Origin of the sequence: Micromonospora sp. NBC_00858, assembly GCF_045207365.1 — a bacterium.
Classification (GTDB): domain Bacteria; phylum Actinomycetota; class Actinomycetes; order Mycobacteriales; family Micromonosporaceae; genus Micromonospora.
In genome coordinates, this window is the sequence record NZ_CP108828.1 from 94,855 (window position 1) to 110,617 (window position 15,763).

The 15,763-nt window shown below is 72.7% G+C and carries 20 protein-coding genes and 1 riboswitch; of the genes, 10 read left to right on the top strand and 10 right to left on the bottom strand.

Features of this window, described 5'->3' with window-relative positions; translation table 11 throughout:
• Positions 1–2 precede the first annotated feature (2 nt).
• The 4 genes from OG990_RS00480 to OG990_RS00495 all read left to right on the top strand — a co-directional run bounded on the left by OG990_RS00480 (position 3) and on the right by OG990_RS00495 (position 2,204).
• Entirely contained in the window at positions 3–779 is a 777-nt protein-coding gene (locus OG990_RS00480; RefSeq protein WP_355609049.1) for an isoprenyl transferase, read from the top strand.
• A 66-nt stretch (positions 780–845) separates the two neighbouring features.
• A complete protein-coding gene (locus tag OG990_RS00485) occupies positions 846–1,031 on the top strand; it encodes a hypothetical protein (RefSeq protein ID WP_328419316.1) in 186 nt (61 codons plus the stop codon).
• 187 nt (positions 1,032–1,218) lie between these two features.
• The gene (locus OG990_RS00490; protein WP_328419314.1) at positions 1,219–1,446 is read left to right on the top strand and encodes a thioredoxin reductase; all 228 of its coding nucleotides are present in this window, start codon (positions 1,219–1,221) and stop codon (positions 1,444–1,446) included.
• Positions 1,443–2,204 (top strand): pirin family protein, encoded by a 762-nt coding sequence (locus OG990_RS00495; protein ID WP_406078577.1) that lies wholly within the window; start codon positions 1,443–1,445, stop codon positions 2,202–2,204. The genes OG990_RS00490 and OG990_RS00495 overlap by 4 nt, the downstream gene beginning before the upstream one ends.
• A 37-nt stretch (positions 2,205–2,241) precedes the next feature.
• Here the strand turns inward: OG990_RS00495 and gndA are convergent, their stop codons facing one another.
• Entirely contained in the window at positions 2,242–3,684 is a 1,443-nt protein-coding gene (gndA, locus tag OG990_RS00500) for an NADP-dependent phosphogluconate dehydrogenase (protein ID WP_406078578.1), read from the bottom strand.
• A gap of 103 nt (positions 3,685–3,787) precedes the next feature.
• Entirely contained in the window at positions 3,788–4,084 is a 297-nt protein-coding gene (locus tag OG990_RS00505) for an MTH1187 family thiamine-binding protein (RefSeq protein WP_328419308.1), read from the bottom strand.
• Between the two features lie 291 nt (positions 4,085–4,375).
• On the opposite strand from OG990_RS00505, the gene OG990_RS00510 reads away from it, so the two are divergent.
• Positions 4,376–4,780, top strand: coding sequence for a hypothetical protein (locus OG990_RS00510; RefSeq protein ID WP_406078579.1), 405 nt, complete (start codon positions 4,376–4,378; stop codon positions 4,778–4,780).
• 54 nt (positions 4,781–4,834) lie between these two features.
• On the opposite strand, the gene OG990_RS00515 is transcribed toward OG990_RS00510, so the two are convergent.
• From OG990_RS00515 to OG990_RS00525, 3 genes are all read right to left on the bottom strand, one after another.
• Positions 4,835–5,635 (bottom strand): energy-coupling factor transporter transmembrane component T, encoded by an 801-nt coding sequence (locus tag OG990_RS00515; RefSeq protein WP_328419304.1) that lies wholly within the window; start codon positions 5,633–5,635, stop codon positions 4,835–4,837.
• A 19-nt stretch (positions 5,636–5,654) separates the two neighbouring features.
• Complete coding sequence (locus tag OG990_RS00520) at positions 5,655–7,070, bottom strand: ABC transporter ATP-binding protein (protein WP_406081613.1); 1,416 nt, start codon at positions 7,068–7,070, stop codon at positions 5,655–5,657.
• A gap of 110 nt (positions 7,071–7,180) precedes the next feature.
• On the bottom strand, positions 7,181–7,771 hold the full coding sequence (locus OG990_RS00525) for an ECF transporter S component (protein ID WP_328419300.1): 591 nt from the start codon (positions 7,769–7,771) through the stop codon (positions 7,181–7,183).
• A gap of 76 nt (positions 7,772–7,847) precedes the next feature.
• Positions 7,848–7,952: riboswitch (TPP riboswitch) on the bottom strand.
• A gap of 106 nt (positions 7,953–8,058) precedes the next feature.
• Between OG990_RS00525 and OG990_RS00530 the strand changes: the two genes are divergently transcribed.
• The 5 genes from OG990_RS00530 (at position 8,059) to OG990_RS00550 (ending at position 13,224) form a co-directional block, all read left to right on the top strand.
• Complete coding sequence (locus tag OG990_RS00530; RefSeq protein WP_406078580.1) at positions 8,059–8,889, top strand: alpha/beta fold hydrolase; 831 nt, start codon at positions 8,059–8,061, stop codon at positions 8,887–8,889.
• 28 nt (positions 8,890–8,917) lie between these two features.
• Positions 8,918–9,724 carry an AAC(3) family N-acetyltransferase gene (locus OG990_RS00535; protein WP_328419296.1) on the top strand — a complete coding sequence of 269 codons (807 nt, stop codon included), beginning with the start codon at positions 8,918–8,920 and terminating at the stop codon, positions 9,722–9,724.
• Positions 9,721–10,470, top strand: a complete 750-nt coding sequence (locus tag OG990_RS00540) for an SIS domain-containing protein (protein WP_328419294.1) — start codon at positions 9,721–9,723, stop codon at positions 10,468–10,470. Before OG990_RS00535 ends, OG990_RS00540 begins: the two co-directional genes overlap by 4 nt.
• A gap of 126 nt (positions 10,471–10,596) precedes the next feature.
• Positions 10,597–11,097 carry a DUF6328 family protein gene (locus OG990_RS00545; protein ID WP_328419292.1) on the top strand — a complete coding sequence of 167 codons (501 nt, stop codon included), beginning with the start codon at positions 10,597–10,599 and terminating at the stop codon, positions 11,095–11,097.
• Positions 11,098–11,217: 120 nt separating this feature from the next.
• The gene (locus OG990_RS00550; RefSeq protein ID WP_386984447.1) at positions 11,218–13,224 is read left to right on the top strand and encodes an acyl-CoA dehydrogenase family protein; all 2,007 of its coding nucleotides are present in this window, start codon (positions 11,218–11,220) and stop codon (positions 13,222–13,224) included.
• 34 nt (positions 13,225–13,258) lie between these two features.
• Here OG990_RS00550 and OG990_RS00555 read toward each other — a convergent pair whose 3' ends face one another.
• From OG990_RS00555 to OG990_RS00575, 5 genes are all read right to left on the bottom strand, one after another.
• On the bottom strand, positions 13,259–13,426 hold the full coding sequence (locus tag OG990_RS00555) for a hypothetical protein (RefSeq protein ID WP_328419288.1): 168 nt from the start codon (positions 13,424–13,426) through the stop codon (positions 13,259–13,261).
• Positions 13,427–13,448: 22 nt separating this feature from the next.
• Positions 13,449–14,057 (bottom strand): hypothetical protein, encoded by a 609-nt coding sequence (locus OG990_RS00560; RefSeq protein ID WP_328419286.1) that lies wholly within the window; start codon positions 14,055–14,057, stop codon positions 13,449–13,451.
• Between the two features lie 100 nt (positions 14,058–14,157).
• Positions 14,158–14,556 (bottom strand): Fur family transcriptional regulator, encoded by a 399-nt coding sequence (locus OG990_RS00565; RefSeq protein ID WP_328419284.1) that lies wholly within the window; start codon positions 14,554–14,556, stop codon positions 14,158–14,160.
• Positions 14,553–14,852, bottom strand: coding sequence for a metalloregulator ArsR/SmtB family transcription factor (locus tag OG990_RS00570; protein ID WP_282257156.1), 300 nt, complete (start codon positions 14,850–14,852; stop codon positions 14,553–14,555). Before OG990_RS00570 ends, OG990_RS00565 begins: the two co-directional genes overlap by 4 nt.
• A 43-nt stretch (positions 14,853–14,895) precedes the next feature.
• Positions 14,896–15,762 carry a metal ABC transporter permease gene (locus OG990_RS00575; protein ID WP_406078581.1) on the bottom strand — a complete coding sequence of 289 codons (867 nt, stop codon included), beginning with the start codon at positions 15,760–15,762 and terminating at the stop codon, positions 14,896–14,898.
• Position 15,763: the final 1 nt, after the last annotated feature.

The following is a 15,763-nucleotide window of genomic DNA, read 5'->3' on the forward strand; positions in this document are numbered from 1 at the left end:
CGATGCCGCCGACACCGCACCCGTCGGGCGCCCGTCCGCCGGCGCTGCCCACCGAGGCGGTGCCAAAGCACGTCGCCGTGGTGATGGACGGCAACGGCCGGTGGGCCAAGGAGCGCGGGCTGCCGCGCACCAAGGGTCACGAGGCGGGGGAGCACAGCCTCTTCGACACCATCGAGGGTGCGATCGAGATGGGCATCCCCTACCTGTCGGCGTACGCGTTCTCCACGGAAAACTGGCGGCGCTCGCCGGACGAGGTCCGGTTCCTGATGGGGTTCAACCGGGACGTCATCCGCCGCCGCCGCGACCAGTTGGTCGACCTCGGTGTCCGGGTGGTCTGGTCGGGTCGGCCCGGGCGCCTGTGGAAGAGCGTCATCTCCGAGCTGCAGACCGCCGAGGAGATGTCCCGCGGCAACTCGACGCTGACCCTGCAGTTCTGCGTCAACTACGGGGGGCAGGCGGAGATCGGTGACGCCGCCGCCGCGATCGCCCGCGACGTGGCGGCCGGCCGGCTGGATCCGGCGAAGGTCACCGAGAAGACCGTGGCGAAGTACCTCTACCACCCGGAGATCCCGGAGGTGGACCTGTTCCTGCGCCCTTCCGGGGAGGAACGGATCTCCAACTTCCTGCTCTGGCAGACCGCGTACGCCGAGCTGGTCTTCCTGGACACGCTCTGGCCGGATTTCGACCGCCGCCACCTCTGGTACGCCTGCGAGCTGTACGCCCAGCGGGACCGGCGGTTCGGCGGTGCGCTGCCCAACCCGGTCGCCCCGGTGGTCTGAGAGGCTTACCGGCACGTCACGCTGGGTATCAGTGATGTCAGGAGCCACTGACGGAGGTGAACCCACATGATCCAGAAGCGCATTGCACAGTGGGCGGTGATGGCGATCGCGGTGCCACTGGCCGCGGCCGGCGCCCGCCGCCTCAGCCACACCCTGGAGGCCCGACGTGGTCCCTCCGGGGCGAGTCGGCTGCTGACCAAGGGTGCCGACCTGATCCGCCCCCAGAAGGCCAAGCGTCGCCGATTCTGGTAACCCTGTGATCCTCGGCGCCGCCCCCACATCTTCGGGGGCGGCGCCGCTCCGTGTCCGCACCCGTCGGGTCGGCGGTGGCGGCGACCCGACCGGGGCGGTCGCCCCGGGAGGGAGTCGTTTCGGGGTGCTGCGGGATGGTGGCGGGTAGGGTCCGAAGGTGGCGGGACCGAGGCGGTCGGAGGTGGACATGCGGGATCTCCGGTACAAGATGATCATGGCGTTGAACGCGGCCGACCTGGGCGACCCGATCTGCGAGCAGGTGGCCGAGATCTGCTCGGAGATCGCCGAGCAGCACTGCGCCGAGTTCGGCCACACGCCGCAGCTGCGCAGCGGCGAGATCGCCGAGCTGGCCACCGGGGACCCGGCCCTGACCTGGGCGCCGTCGTCTTCCGACACCGGGCAGCGTGCCTGGTGACCGCGCCCGCCCCATCGGTCGACGTACGCCGGGCCGAGGACCGCTTCGCCACCAGGATCTCCTGGCTGGACTCGAAGCACTCCTTCTCGTTCTCCCGGCACTACGACCCGGCCAACACCCACCACGGTCTGCTGCTGGTCAACAACGACGACGTGGTCCGCCCCGGTGCCGGCTTCGAGACCCACCCGCACGAGGACATGGAGATCGTCACCTGGGTGCTGCGCGGCTCCCTGGTGCACCAGGACTCCACCGGCCACTCCGGGGTGATCTACCCGGGGCTGGCCCAGCGGATGAGCGCCGGCACCGGCATCCTGCACTCGGAGAAGAACGACGCCTGGCGACTCAACAACCAGGCGCCACACAGCGACCCGGTGCACTTCGTGCAGATGTGGGTGCTCCCCGACGAGCAGGGCGTCGACCCCGGCTACGAGCAGTTGGAGATCGAGGACGAACTGCTGCGCGGCGGCCTGGTCCCGATCGCCTCCGGAATGGACCGCTACGACGGGGCGTCCGCGATCCGGATCCGCAACCGGTACGCCACCCTGCACGCCGCCCGGCTCGGCCCCGGCGACGAGGTCACTATCCCGGATGCGCCCTTCGTGCACCTGTACGTGCCCAACGGCACGGTGGCCCTGGAGGGCAGCGGCCCCCTCGGCACCGGCGACGCGGCCCGACTCACCGCGACCGGCGGCCGTCGGGTCACCGCGGACGAGCCGGCCGAGATCCTCGTCTGGGAGATGCACGCGACCATCGCCTGACCCCGCCCCGAGACGGGGAGAGGCCAGGCGCACGCCGTCAGGCGGGGGATTCGGTGCGCTCTCCCGCCCAGGTGGTGTGGAACGAGCCCTCGCGGTCGACGCGCTGGTAGGTGTGCGCACCGAAGTTGTCCCGCAGGCCCTGGATCAACGCGGCGGGCAGCCGCTCGGCGCGCAGCGCGTCGAAGTACGCCAGCGACGACGAGAACGCCGGCGTCGGCACTCCGGCCCGGACCGCGTCGGCCACCACCCGCCGCCAGCTCGGCACGCCGGCACCGACCGCGTCGGCGAAGTACGGCGCCACCAGCAACGTCGGCAGGTCGGGCTGCTCGTCGTACGCCTCGCGGATCCGGTTCAGGAAGCGGGCCCGGATGATGCAGCCGCCCCGCCAGATGGTCGCCGTGCCGCCGAGGTCGATGTTCCAGTCGTACTCCTGGCTGCCGGCGCGGATGTGGTCGAAGCCCTGCGCGTACGCGACGATCTTCGAGGCGAGCAGCGCGCGGCGGACATCCTCGATGAACGCCTCCCGGTCGGCCACCTGCCACTTCTCACCGGCGTCCGGGAACGCCCGGCGGGCCGCCTCGCGCTGGTCGACGTGCCCGGAGAGCGAGCGGGCGAAGGTTGCCTCCGCGATCCCGGTGATCGGGATGCCCAGGTCCAGCGCGCTCTGCACGGTCCACCGCCCGGTGCCCTTCTGCTCGGCCCGGTCCTGCACCACGTCCACGAAGGGCCGGCCGGTGGCGGAATCGCGGTGAGCCAGCACGTCGGCGGTGATCTCGATGAGGAAGGACTCCAGCTCGCCGCTGTTCCAGTCGCGGAAGATCTCCGCGATCTCCGCCGGCTCCGCGTCCAGGCCAGCCCGGAGCAGGTCGTACGCCTCGGCGATGAGCTGCATGTCGGCGTACTCGATGCCGTTGTGCACCATCTTGACGAAGTGCCCGGCGCCGTCCGGCCCGATGTGCGTGCAGCACGGGACGCCGTCCACGTGCGCGGCGATCTTCTCGAACATCGGCCCGAGCTTGGCGTACGACTCGGCGGAGCCGCCCGGCATGATGCTCGGCCCGAGCAGCGCGCCCTCCTCGCCGCCGGAGACACCGGTGCCGCTGAAGTGCAGCCCTCGCGCCCGGAGCGACTCCTCCCGGCGACGCGTGTCGGCGAAGTGGGCGTTACCGCAGTCGACGATGATGTCGCCCTCATCCAGCAGCGGCACCAGCTCGTCGATCACCGCGTCGGTGGGCGCACCCGCCTTGACCATCACGATCACCGCGCGGGGTCGTTCCAGCGACGCCACGAAGTCGGTCATCGACTCGCCGGGCACGAACGTGCCCTCGTCGCCGTGCTCGGCGATCAGGCTGCGGGTGCGCGCAGGCGAACGGTTGTGCACCGCCACGGTGAAGCCGTTGCGGGCCAGGTTGCGGGCCAGATTGCGGCCCATCACCGCCAGCCCGGTCACACCGATCTGCGCCGTCGCCTGCTCAGCCATCCGTGCCGCCACCTCTCACCGTCGCACTGCCGTGCTGCGACCGTATCGCGGTGCGTGGGAGTGCGGGCGTCGTCGTCGACAGCCGGTCACCGGCCGGTAGCGCTCAGCCCTGGGCCAACCGATCCTCCACGTGGGCCACCTTCGCGGTGAGCGCGTCGGTCACTCCCGGCCGGATGTCGGCCTTGAGCACCACACTCACCCGGGGCGCCTGCGCGGCCACCACGTCGACCGCCCGCTTCACCACCGCCATCACCTCGTCCCACTCGCCCTCGACGGTGGTGAACATGGCATCCGTCCGGTTGGGCAGGCCGGACTCGCGGACCACCCGCACCGCCTCGGCCACCAGGTCACCGACGGACTCACCGACACCGAGCGGGGTAATCGAGAACGCGATCAGCATGGTGCCGATCGTGCCAGGAAAACCGGATGCGCCGGTGCCCGCCAACGGGATAGCGTCTGGGCATGCGCATCTGACGCCCCACTCTCCGAGCCGGCCCGCCGCCCCGCGCCGCGGTCCGTGCGCTCCCGGGCGTCCCGCATCCCCACCCGCCGTGCGGCGGTGCTGGCCCTGCTCGACCCCGGTGAGCAGTCCCTTCCCCGTTCGACCGTCACGCTGCGACGGTCACCAGCCGAACCGACCGACCGCCGGAGCGCGGGACCGGCCGTGTCGATCGGCCCGAAGGAGGCCCGGATGCCAGCCAGGCGCAACCCGAAGAAGTCCCGTACCCCCGCACCGACGCCGCCCGGCACCGACCCGGCGGCCGGCCGTGGCTCGCTGCCGCTACCGCTGACCCGTCCCGACCTCCCACCGGTCGAGCCGGCCCTTCCGGCCATGCTGGTCGGGTCGGCGCTGCCGACCGAGCCGGCGGGGCCGGTCGACCTGTTGCCGCTGGCCGACCTGCCGACGGCAACCGAGGTGCCGGCAGGGATCGAGGTGCCGCCGGTGGTCAACGTGCCGGCGGTGGTCGACCTGCCGGCGGCCGAACGGCCAGCGGCACCGACGGCCGGACCGCCGCAGGGCGGCGGCCCCCGCTCCGCTGGCGGCCGTAGCCAACGCGCCGGCCAACCCCGCCGCTACGCCTTCCGCCGCAGCTGAACCAACCCTTGTCGGCCCCGCCCCGCCCTCAGCTCTGCTGTGGGTGGGGTGGGGTCAGCCGATCAGGGGGCGGAAGGTTCCCAGGAGGATGCTGGTGGTCAGGGCGGTGCCGGCCAGCACCGCTGCGGCGACGATCAGCAGGGTGTCGGCGCGGGTGAAGGGCTGACGGCGGGCCACGGTACGCGGCGTGCCGGCGTCGAATCCGCGCGCGTCCATCGCCACGGCCAGCCGGGTGCCCCGGCGGATCGCACCGACCAACAGCGCGAACGCCGTGGAGGTGAACAGCCGCAGCTTCGCCACCGGGTTGCGCCCGGCGTCGACGCCACGCGCCCGCCGGGCCATGCTGATCATCTGCCACTCCTGACCGAGCAGCGGCACCAGCCGGAACGCGGCCAGCGCCCCGATGGCGAACCGGGCTGGCGCCTTCGCGTTCTGGATCAGCGCGTCGGCCAGGTCGGTGGGATCGGTGGTGGCGAAGACGATCACGCCGGGCAGGGCCACCGCGAGCACCCGCAGCACCAGGCCGAGCGCGGTGAGCAGCACTCCGGTGGTCACCAGCACCGGTCCCGCGTCCAGCAGGACCCGGCCGGACCGGTCGGCGGCGAACAGCACCAGGGTGATCAGGATGCCGGCGGCACTGACCAGCAGCGGCCACGCTCGCCGGGCCAGCACCCGGTAGCGGATGCCGAACAGCGGCAGCACGGCGAGTTCGACCGCGATGGCGATCGCCGGGGCCACCGGGTCCAGGGTGGCCAGCAGGATGAACGAGAAGAGCAGTGCGGCGGCCACCTTCGCCACCGGGTTGCGGCGGGCCAGCGGCGCACCGGGCGCGGCGACCGGCTCGATGCTGATCATCGGTTGTCGCCCCCGCTGGTCACGATCGCTCCAGGGTGACGGTGCGGTCGGCGAGCGCGGCGACGAAGTCCGCGTCGTGGGTGACCGTGACGACGCCGTGTCCGGCGTCGCGCAGGTCGGCGAAGAGGTCGACCAACTCCCGCCAGGTGCGTCGGTCCTGGCCGAAGGTGGGTTCGTCGCAGATCAGCAGACGGGGCGCGGTGGCCAGGGCGGTCGCCACGCTCAGCCGCCGCGCCTCGCCACCGGAGAGGGTGTACGGGTTGGCAGCGGCGAGCCGGGTCAGCCGCAGCCGGTCCAGCAGCCCGGCCACGGTCTCCTTGACGGCCGCCTCGGGTTGGCCGGTCCGGCGCGGGCCGAGCGCCAACTCGTCGAAGACCGTGCTGGTGACGAACTGGTGCTCCGGATCCTGGAAGACCGACCCGATCCGCCGGGCCAGCGCGGGTGCCCGCCACCGGTGCGGGGGAGTGCGCTGATCCGGCCCGGCCAGCTCGGCGGACGCGGTGACCCGGCCGACGCCCGGCCGGAGCAGCCCGCCGAGCAGCAGTGCCAGGGTCGACTTGCCGGCGCCGTTGGGCCCGCGTACGGCGAGCGCCTCGCCGGCGCGTACCGCCAGGTCGGTGGGGCCCAGCCGGGGCGGCAGGCCGAGCCGGTCGGTGGTGAGCAACAGCTCGCCGGGGGCGGCGGTCGCCGGCCGGGGCGCGATGGGGTGACCCGGCACCCAGACACCCTCGGCGGCGAGGGCGTCGCCGTGCGCGGCGAAGACCGCCGCGGGCGGGCCGTCCGCGCGGACCCCGCCGCCGGGCTCCAGGACGACGACCCGGTCGACCAGGGGCAGCGCCTCGGTGACCCGGTGCTCCACCAGGATCAGCGTGGTGTCCGCGTCCAGCGCGCCGGCCACCGCCCGCCGGACCAGGTCGGCGCCGGCCGGGTCGAGGTTGGCGGTCGGCTCGTCGAGCAGGAGCAGGCCGGGTCGCAGCGCCAGCGCGCCGGCCAGGGCGAGGCGTTGCTGCTCGCCGCCGGAGAGCGCGGCGGTGTTCCGGTCCCGGGAGTACGGGAAGCCGACCCGATGCAGGGCCTCGTCCACCCGGGGCCAGATCTCGTCGGCCGGCACGCCCCGGTTCTCCAACCCGAACGCGACGTCGTCGCCGCAGCGGGCCATCACCAACTGGGTCTCCGGGTCCTGGAAGACGATGCCGACCCGTTCCCGCCCCTTGCGCGGGTCGAGCCCGTCGATCTCGACCGTGCCCTCCTGCTCGCCGGAGTCCTCGGGTAGCAGCCCGGCCAGTGCGCTGAGCAGGGTGCTCTTGCCGGCCCCCGAGGGCCCGAGCAGCAGCACCCGCTCCCCAACCTCGACCCGCAGGTCCACCCCACGCACCGCCCAGGCGAGGCGCCCGGCGTGCCGCCAGCCGAACCCCCGCAACTGCACCCCGCTCACCGCACCCACACCCCCACTCCGCGTCCGGTCCACCCTGCCCGGTCGATCATGAGATTGGCGGGTGTTTCGAAGATCAATCCGCCGGTCAACCTCATGATCGACACGGATGGTCAGATGGCGGGGCGGTCGCGGGCTACCGGGAAGCGGTCGAGGACGCCGGTGTTGGCCAGGGCGCGGGTGAGCAGCCAACCGCCGGCGCCGGCGAGCACCGTGGCGCTGACGATGGTGAGCAGTGCGTACGGGATGCGGTAGTCGGTGAGCGCGTAGTCGACGTTCCAGACGAAGAAGTCGAACAGGGCGGCGCTGAGCCCGGTCAGCGCGCCGGCCAGTACCGCGGTCGGCAGCCGGAACGACCGGTACCGGAAGGCGGCGAAGGCCAACTCGGCGCCGATTCCCTGCACGATGCCCTGCGGGATGACCGTGCCGGCCCACTGGCTGCCGAGCAGCGCGGAGAGGACCGCGGCCACCGTCTCGCAGTAGAGCGCGGCGCCGGGCTTGCGGATGACCAGGCCGCCGAGCACGGCCGGCATCAGCCAGACCCCGTAGAGCAGGGTCTGCGCCGGCGGGAAGAAGGCGAAGGCGCCCTCGGTGGCACTCCAGACCAGGCCCCAGGCCCAAAAGATGACGCCGAAGGCGACCGCGATCACCGAGGCGACCACGATGTCGATGGTGCGCCAGCGGTTGGTGTCGGTGTGGTTCATGTGGATGCTCCCAGTCCTGAATGCGAACCAGGAGAAGACGCACGCCGCAGCCCGGTTGGCACCGGACGGCGGCGCGGCTGGAGGTCGACCGAACTCCCTGCGCTGGCATTACCCAGATCAGGTTCGAGGGTCTGCGGGCGTGCCCGCACTCTCAGCGCTGTGCGCTCCCCTGTCGGATGTGAAGTTGTCTCGGTGACGCTAGCACCGACCGGGGGTGCCGGCCCAGCAGGACGTCCGCCACCTCGGCGGCCGGCCCGCCACCACGCCGGCTGGGTAGGCTGACGATCATGCGGGTCGACGCGCGAGGTCTCACGTTCGAGGTACGCACCGGTGGCCCATCGGGCGGTGCACCCGTCGTGCTTTTGCACGGCTTCCCCCAGCACTCCGGTGAGTGGGACGAGGTCGTCCCGGCGCTGCACGCCGGCGGGCTGCGCACGTACGCGCTGGACCAGCGGGGCTACTCGCCGGGCGCCCGGCCGGCGGCGGTCGCCGAGTACCGGATCCCCGAGCTGGTCGCCGACGTGGTGGCGGTGCTCGACGCTCTCGGCCTGGACGCCGTTCACCTGGTCGGCCACGACTGGGGCGCCGTCGTGGCGTGGGCGATGGCCGCCGAGCACCCCGAGCGGGTCCACACGCTGACCGCGGTGTCCGTGCCCCATCCGGCGGCCATGGCACACGCGCTCGCCAACGACGGCCAGCAGAAGGCCCGCTCGTCGTACATCGCGCTGTTCCGCAAGCCGGAAAAGGCGGAGAAGGTGCTGCTGGCGTGGAACGCGACCGCGCTGCGCAAGCTGCTCGGCGGGGTGGGCGACGCGACCCGGGTGGCCCGCTACGCGGACCCGATGCGCGAGCCGGGAGCGCTCACCGCCGCCCTGAACTGGTACCGGGCGATGTCGCGCGCCGACCTGGCCGACGTCGGCCCGGTCGCGGTGCCCACCACGTACCTGTGGAGCGACCGGGACATCGCCATCGGCCGGACCGCCGCGGAGGCGTGCGCCGCGAACGTGACCGGGGATTACCGCTTCGTACAACTGCCCGGGGTGAGTCACTGGATTCCGGACGCCGCGCCGGGCCCGCTGGCCGAGGCGATCCTGGCCCGGGTCGGCGGCGCGGCCTGAACCGCGCCGGGCAGCGAGGAGGACCACTGTGACGACGGACGCCGGCACGCCGGGCACCCGGCGGTCGCTCGCCGCGCAACTGCGCCTGCTGGGCGTACGCCCCGGCGCAACGCTGCTGGTGCACGCCGCGCTGCGCCCGCTGGGCTTCGTCTGCGGCGGGCCGCAGGCGGTGGTGCTCGCCCTGCGCGACGCCCTCGGCCCGGACGGCACCCTCGTGGTGCCCACCCACACTCCCGACAACAGCGACCCCGCGCAGTGGCGCAACCCGCCGGTGCCGGCGGACTGGTGGCCGCTGATCCGCGCCGAGATGCCGGGCTTCGACCCGGCGGTCACCCCGAGCCGGTACATGGGTGTGCTCGCCGAGACGGTCCGTGGCTGGCCGGGCGCACTGCGCAGCTCGCATCCGCAGGTGTCGTTCGCCGCGCTCGGGCCGGCCGCCGATCAGGTGGTGGCCGGGCACGACCGGGCCGACATGCTCGGCGAGGGCTCCCCGCTGGCCCGGCTCCACGATCTGGACGCCGACGTGTTGCTGCTCGGCGTGGACCATGACGTGAACACCTCACTGCACCTCGCCGAGTACCGCCGACCGTCCCCGCCCAGGGAGCGGCTGGGCGGGGCGGTGCGTACCGCCGATGGTGGCCGCGAATGGGTGTGGTGGCAGGACGTACGGCTCGACGAGACCGACTTCGGCGCGTTGGGCCGGGACCTGGAGGCCACCGGGGCGGTCCGCATCGGACCGGTCGGCACCGGGACCGGCAGGTTGATGCGCCAGCGGGCGGCGGTCGACTTCGCGGTGCACTGGCTGGCCCGCAACCGGACGATGGAGGATGCATGAGCGTGAGTGCCGAGGACTACCTGGCCGTGGTGACCGAGACGATCGGCCGGGTGGCCGCCAGCCAGCGGGCGGCGGTGGAGCAGGCCGCCGACCTGATCGCCGACGCGGTGCGCGCCGACGGGGTGGTGCACGCGTTCGGCACCGGGCACTCGGAGGCGCTGGCCATGGAGATCGCCGGCCGTGCCGGTGGCCTGGTGCCGACCAACCGGATCGCGTTGCGTGATCTGGTGCTGCTCGGCGGGGAGCCGGCCGAGCGGCTCGGCCCGCTGCTGGAACGGGACCCGGCGGTGGCGCACCGGCTCTACGAGCTTGCCCCGGTGCGGCCCGCCGACGTCTTCGTGCTCGCCTCGAACTCCGGGGTCAACGGCGCGATGGTGGAGTTCGCCACGTTGGTCAAGCAGCGCGGGCACGGGCTGGTGGCGATCACCTCCGCACAACATTCCGGTGGGATGGCCTCCCGGCACCCGTCCGGGCGCAAGCTGGCCGACCTCGCCGACGTGGTGCTCGACAACGGCGCACCGTACGGCGACGCGACGCTGCCGCTGCCCGGCGGTGGCGCGGTCGGCGCGGTCTCCTCGATCACCGCGGCTCTGCTGGCCCAGCAGATCACCGTGGAGGTGGTGGCCCGGTTGCTGGCGGCGGGGGAGCGGCCCCCGGTCTACCTGTCGGCGAACATCCCGGACGGCGACGCGCACAACGCGGAGTTGGAGGCCCGGTACGCGGGCCGGATCCGGCGCGGCTCCTGAGCCCGCTCGGGCAGGGCAGGTGACCGACTGGTGTCGTGAACCTGTTTCGTGCTCGGCCGGGTGGGGCATTGGCGTTGCTGCCGGCGGCCAGGATCGCCGGCAGTACCGTCGCACCGGAGGTAGCACGTGTCAAAGGAGACCGACAAGCAGCGTTGGCAGCGCAACTTCGCCGACCTGTTGCAGGAGTTGCGGGTCGCCCAGACCGGCGTGCAGATCCTCTTCGCCTTCCTGCTCACCCTGCCGTTCAGCAACGGCTTCACCCAGACCAGCGAGTTTCAGCGGGACGTCTACATCGTCGCGCTGCTCGCGGCGGCCGCCGCCACCGCGATGATCATCTCCCCGGTGGCGTTCCACCGGGCGCTGTTCCGGCAGGGCCGCAAGCCGGAGCTGGTCCGTTTCGCCCACCGGATGGCCACCGGCGGCCTCGCCTTCATGCTGATCGCGATGGTCAGCGCGGTGCTGCTGATCACCGACTTCGTGCTGGACCGGCCGATCGCCTTCGTGCTCAGCGCGCTGACCGGGCTCTGGTTCCTCACCTTCTGGATGCTCCTGCCGTTCGCCCGCCGCAACTGGGGCGAGGACGACATCGACGATGACGACGACGACCCGCGGGCCCTGGCCGACTGACGTCGTCGGGCGAGGCCGAACTCGATCTTCACGGAGCGCTACCCCTGGGTAACAACCGGGGGTAGCGTGACGGTAGTCGCGCATGTCGACGCAGCCGCACCGAGCTTCGAGGGGGCAGCCGTGACCACGACGCAGAACAGCCGACCTGCACCGGACGGCCCCGACTCCGGCGCCACCCCCAGCACCCAGGGCGGCGCGGCGCCGCTGCCGGCAGAGGCCGGGCAGGTCTCCGAGAAGGAGGCTCGGCAGGTCGCCGAGGCCGCCCGGGAGTCCGTCTGGGACCGGCCCAGCTTCGGCAAGGAGTTGTTCCTCGGCCGGTTCCGGCTCGACCTGATCGATCCGTGGCCCCGTTCCGACCCGGCCGATGTGGCCCGCGCAGAGGATTTCCTCGGCCGGTTCCGCGCCTTCCTGACGTCCGAGGTGGACGGTGCCGCCATCGAGCGGGACGGGTCCATTCCGGACGCGGTGTTCCACGGTCTGGCCGACCTCGGTGCGTTCGGCATGAAGATCGACCGCTCGTACGGCGGTCTCGGGCTGAGCAACCTGCACTACTGCCGGGCGCTGATGCTGGCCGGCTCGGTCAGCCCGGCGATCGGCGCGCTGCTCTCGGCGCACCAGTCGATCGGGGTGCCGCAGCCGCTGAAGATGTTCGGCACCGCCGAGCAGAAGCAGCGCTTCCTGCCCCGGCTCGCCGCTGGCGAGGTCTCCGCGTTCCTGCTCACCGAGCCGGACGTCGGCTCCGACCCGGCCCGGCTGGCCACCATCGCCGAGCCGACCGAGGACGGCACCGGCTACCGGCTCAACGGGGTGAAGCTGTGGGCCACCAACGGCATCGTGGCCACCCTGCTGGTGGTGATGGCCCGGGTGCCGGCCGCCGAGGGTCGGCGCGGTGGCATCACGGCGTTCGTGGTGGACGGCGACAGCACGGGCATCACGGTGGAACGGCGCAACGAGTTCATCGGCCTGCGCGGCCTGGAAAACAGTCTCACCCGGTTCCACGACGTGTTCGTGCCGGCCGAGAACGTCATCGGCGGTGAGGGCAAGGGGCTGAAGATCGCTCTGACCACGCTGAACACCGGCCGGCTCTCACTGCCGGCGATGTGCGTGGGCGCCGGCAAGTGGGCGCTGAACGTGGCCCGGGACTGGGCTGCCGACCGGGTCCAGTGGGGTCGGCCGGTGGGCGAGCACGAGGCGGTCGCGCAGAAGCTCTCCTTCATCGCCGCCACCACGTACGGCATGGAGACGATGCTCGACCTGTGCTGCCTGCTCGCCGACGACGACCGTAACGACATCCGGATCGAGGCGGCGCTGGTCAAGCTGTACGCCAGCGAGATGGCCTGGAAGATCGCCGACGACCTGATCCAGATCCGGGGCGGGCGCGGCTACGAGACGGCCGACTCGCTGGCCGCCCGCGGCGAACGCCCGGCCGCCGTCGAGCAGATGCTGCGCGACCTGCGGATCAACCGGATCTTCGAGGGCTCCACCGAGATCATGCATCTGCTGATCGCCCGGGAGGCGGTCGACGCCCACCTGTCGGTGGCCGGCGACATCATCGATCCGGAGGCGGGGCTCGGCCGCAAGGCCCGGGCCGGCGCCCGAGCCGGCGCCTTCTACGCGAAGTGGCTGCCCACCCTGGCCGTCGGCCGGGGGCAGAACCCGTCGGCGTACGCCGAGTTCGGGCCGCTGGCCGCGCACCTGCGGCAGGTGGAGCGGTCGTCGCGCAAGCTGGCCCGGTCGACGTTCTACGCGATGTCCCGCTGGCAGGGAAAGATGGAGCGCAAGCAGGCGTTCCTCGGCCGGGTGGTGGACATCGGCGCGGAGCTGTTCGCGATGTCGGCGGTCTGCGTGCGGGCCGTCGCCGAGCGGGACAGCCGACCGGAGAACGTCGAGTTGGCCGACCTGTTCTGCCGGCAGGCCCGGGTCCGGGTGGACGCGTTGTTCAGCGCCCTCTGGGACAACACCGACTCGGTCGACACCGCCGCCGCGAAGCGGATCCTCGCCGGCCGTTACGCGGGCCTGGAGGAGGGGGTCATCACCCCGTCCGACGAGCTGCCCTGGGTGGCCGGCTGGTCGCCCGGCCCGTCCACCGCGCAGGACGTTCGCCGCCGCATCCCGCCCAAGCCGTGACCGGTGCCGCCCGGCGTGCCGTCGCGCCGGGCGGTCAGCGGGAGACCGCCCAGGCCAGCACCGCCGCCAGGATCAGGCCGTTGAGCCCCGCCAGGGCCAGGTACGCCGCGGGCGGGATCTTTTTGCCCCGCCGGACGAAGGAGACCAGGACCGCGGCGTAGCCGAGCAGCAGGACGGCGATGACGATCAGGAAGTAGAACACGCCGACGACCTTAGCGGGCCAGTCAGCGACTCCTGGCGCGCAGGCCGAGTTGGCGCAGCTCCAGCGCGGCCAGCGCGTCGACCGTGTCGTCGTCGCCGCGCCGCCACGCCTCGGCCACGTCCGGCGCTATCCGGGTCAGCCGGCCCAGCGGCTGGGTGGCCAACGCGCGCAGGGCGAGCAGGTCCCGCCCGGCCGGGCCGGAGGCCAGTTGCGCGGCCGAGGAGGCCCTGCGCATCCAGCGGACCCGCAGCGGCAGCCAACCGAACAGCACCAGGCCGAGCGGGAAGATCAGCACCGCGATGGCGAGCGCGAGGGCGAGCTGGTCGACCAGGTGCTGCTGGTCGCGGCCAGCGTCGGCGAGGGACCGGGCGGCGTCGGCGGCCCGCTGGAAGGGCGCGGTCAGCTCGTCGCCGACCAGCGGCACCCGGCCGACCTTGCCGCCGGCCTCGCCCAGATTGTCGGCGAGCCCGCTGCCGGCGCCCTCCAACTTCTGTCCGGGTACGGCGAGCTTCTGCACCAGGTCGTGCAGCCAGAGCGCGCCGCGGATCGCGACGTACACCCACGCGACGACGAGCAGGTCGGTGAACAACTGGCGGGCGGCGGTCGGAAAGCGATCGGCGTAGATCTTCACGCCGGACAGCGTGCCACGAACGGCCCGGCCCGGCACCCGTCGGATCAACCGCCGGGACGGCCACGACCTGAGCGGCCCCGACGCGGCCGGGGCGACGCTGTCAGTGCACGCAGGTCGGGCAGGTGCCGAAGATCTCCAGGGTGTGGCTGACGTCGGCGTAGCCGTGCTGAGCCGCGACCCGGTCGGCCCAGCTCTCCACGGCCGGGCCGGCCACCTCGACGGTGCTCCCGCAGGCCCGGCAGACCAGGTGGTGGTGGTGCCCCTCGCTGCACCGGCGGTAGAGATGCTCGCCGCCCGGTGGACGCATCACGTCGATCTCACCCGCGTCGGCCAGCCCCTGCAGGGTGCGGTAGACCGTCGTCAGGCCGACCCGCTCGCCGCGCTGCCGGAGCATCGCGTGCAGATCCTGGGCACTGTGGAAGCCCTCCATCTCGCCCAGCAGGGCGCTCACCGCCGAACGCTGCCGGGTGTTGCGCACCGCTGTGCTGCTCTCGCTCATGATCCCTCCCCGGCGTGGCTGACCGCGTCCGCCACGATGTGCGCCACATGCTCGTCGACCAGGCTGTACGCAATCTCCCGACCTCGGCGGGAACCCCGCACCACGCCCGCGCCGCGAAGCACGCGCAGGTGCTGGGAGACCAGCGGTTGGGCGGCGCCGAGCTTCTCCACCAGCTCGTGCACGCACCGCTCGCCGTCGGCGAGCTCGCTGACGATGGCCAGCCGGATGGGCGCCGACAGGGCGCGGAGCAACTCGCTGGCCCCATCGAACCCCTCGTAGCCTGTTGCGCTGGTCATCCTGCAACGGTAACCAATATCGCGGACATTCCGCGGATCCGGCTCAGCGGAGCACGACCTCGTGCGGTTCCGGGGCCAGCGCGGCGGTCGGGGTCGCCCGGCGGCGCACCGCCCGCCAGACCCCGCCGGCCACGGCCACCACCAGGAAGGAGGCGATCGCCACCAGCACCACCGAGGCGCCCGGCGCGGTGTCCGCCGTCGCCGCCACCCAGACGCCGGAGCCGGCGGCGAAGAACCCGAGTGCCATGGCGGCGGTCATCGTGCTGCGGAAGCCCCGGGTGACCTGCTGGGCGGTGGCCACCGGAACCACCATCAGCGCGCTGATCAGCAGCACCCCGACGGCCCGCATCGCGATGGTCACGGTGATCGCGGTGGTGACCGCGATCAGCAGGTTGAGGGTGCGCACCGGCAGGCCGGAGACCCGGGCGTACTCCTCGTCGTGACTGACCGCGAAGAGCGCCGGCCGCAAAGCGATCATGGTGACGAGGATCGCCGCGCCGAGCACCCCGATAGTGGTCAGGTCGGCGGACGAGATGGTGGTCAGCGACCCGAACAGGTAGGCGTTGAGGTTGGCGCTGGTGGCATCGGAGAGGCCGACCAGCAGCACACCGCCGGCGATGCCGCCGTAGAAGAGCAGGGCCAGGGCCAGATCGCCGGAGGTACGCCCGCGAGCGCGGACCAGCTCGATGGCGATCGCGCCGGCGGTCGCGACGATCACCGCCACCAGCACCGGCGAGCGGTTGAGCAGCAGGCCCGCGCCGACGCCGGTCAACGCCACGTGCCCGATGCCGTCGCCGATCAGCGTGAGCCGGCGCTGCACCAGGTAGATGCCGAGCGCCGGCGCGGCCAGGCCGATCACCAGGGCGGCGATCAGGGCGCGCTGCATGTACGGGTACTGGAAGAGTTCCATG

Excerpts from the sequence above, each read along its gene's own strand:
- OG990_RS00480 (WP_355609049.1), top strand. The coding sequence starts at position 3 with ATGCCGCCGACACCGCACCCGTCGGGCGCCCGTCCGCCGGCGCTGCCC.
- OG990_RS00485 (WP_328419316.1), top strand. The coding sequence starts at position 846 with ATGATCCAGAAGCGCATTGCACAGTGGGCGGTGATGGCGATCGCGGTG.
- OG990_RS00490 (WP_328419314.1), top strand. The coding sequence starts at position 1,219 with ATGCGGGATCTCCGGTACAAGATGATCATGGCGTTGAACGCGGCCGAC.
- gndA (WP_406078578.1), bottom strand. The coding sequence starts at position 3,684 with ATGGCTGAGCAGGCGACGGCGCAGATCGGTGTGACCGGGCTGGCGGTG.
- OG990_RS00505 (WP_328419308.1), bottom strand. The coding sequence starts at position 4,084 with ATGCTGATCGCGTTCTCGATTACCCCGCTCGGTGTCGGTGAGTCCGTC.
- OG990_RS00510 (WP_406078579.1), top strand. The coding sequence starts at position 4,376 with ATGCCAGCCAGGCGCAACCCGAAGAAGTCCCGTACCCCCGCACCGACG.
- OG990_RS00515 (WP_328419304.1), bottom strand. The coding sequence starts at position 5,635 with ATGATCAGCATCGAGCCGGTCGCCGCGCCCGGTGCGCCGCTGGCCCGC.
- OG990_RS00525 (WP_328419300.1), bottom strand. The coding sequence starts at position 7,771 with ATGAACCACACCGACACCAACCGCTGGCGCACCATCGACATCGTGGTC.
- OG990_RS00530 (WP_406078580.1), top strand. The coding sequence starts at position 8,059 with ATGCGGGTCGACGCGCGAGGTCTCACGTTCGAGGTACGCACCGGTGGC.
- OG990_RS00540 (WP_328419294.1), top strand. The coding sequence starts at position 9,721 with ATGAGCGTGAGTGCCGAGGACTACCTGGCCGTGGTGACCGAGACGATC.
- OG990_RS00565 (WP_328419284.1), bottom strand. The coding sequence starts at position 14,556 with ATGAGCGAGAGCAGCACAGCGGTGCGCAACACCCGGCAGCGTTCGGCG.
- OG990_RS00570 (WP_282257156.1), bottom strand. The coding sequence starts at position 14,852 with ATGACCAGCGCAACAGGCTACGAGGGGTTCGATGGGGCCAGCGAGTTG.
- OG990_RS00575 (WP_406078581.1), bottom strand. The coding sequence starts at position 15,762 with ATGGAACTCTTCCAGTACCCGTACATGCAGCGCGCCCTGATCGCCGCC.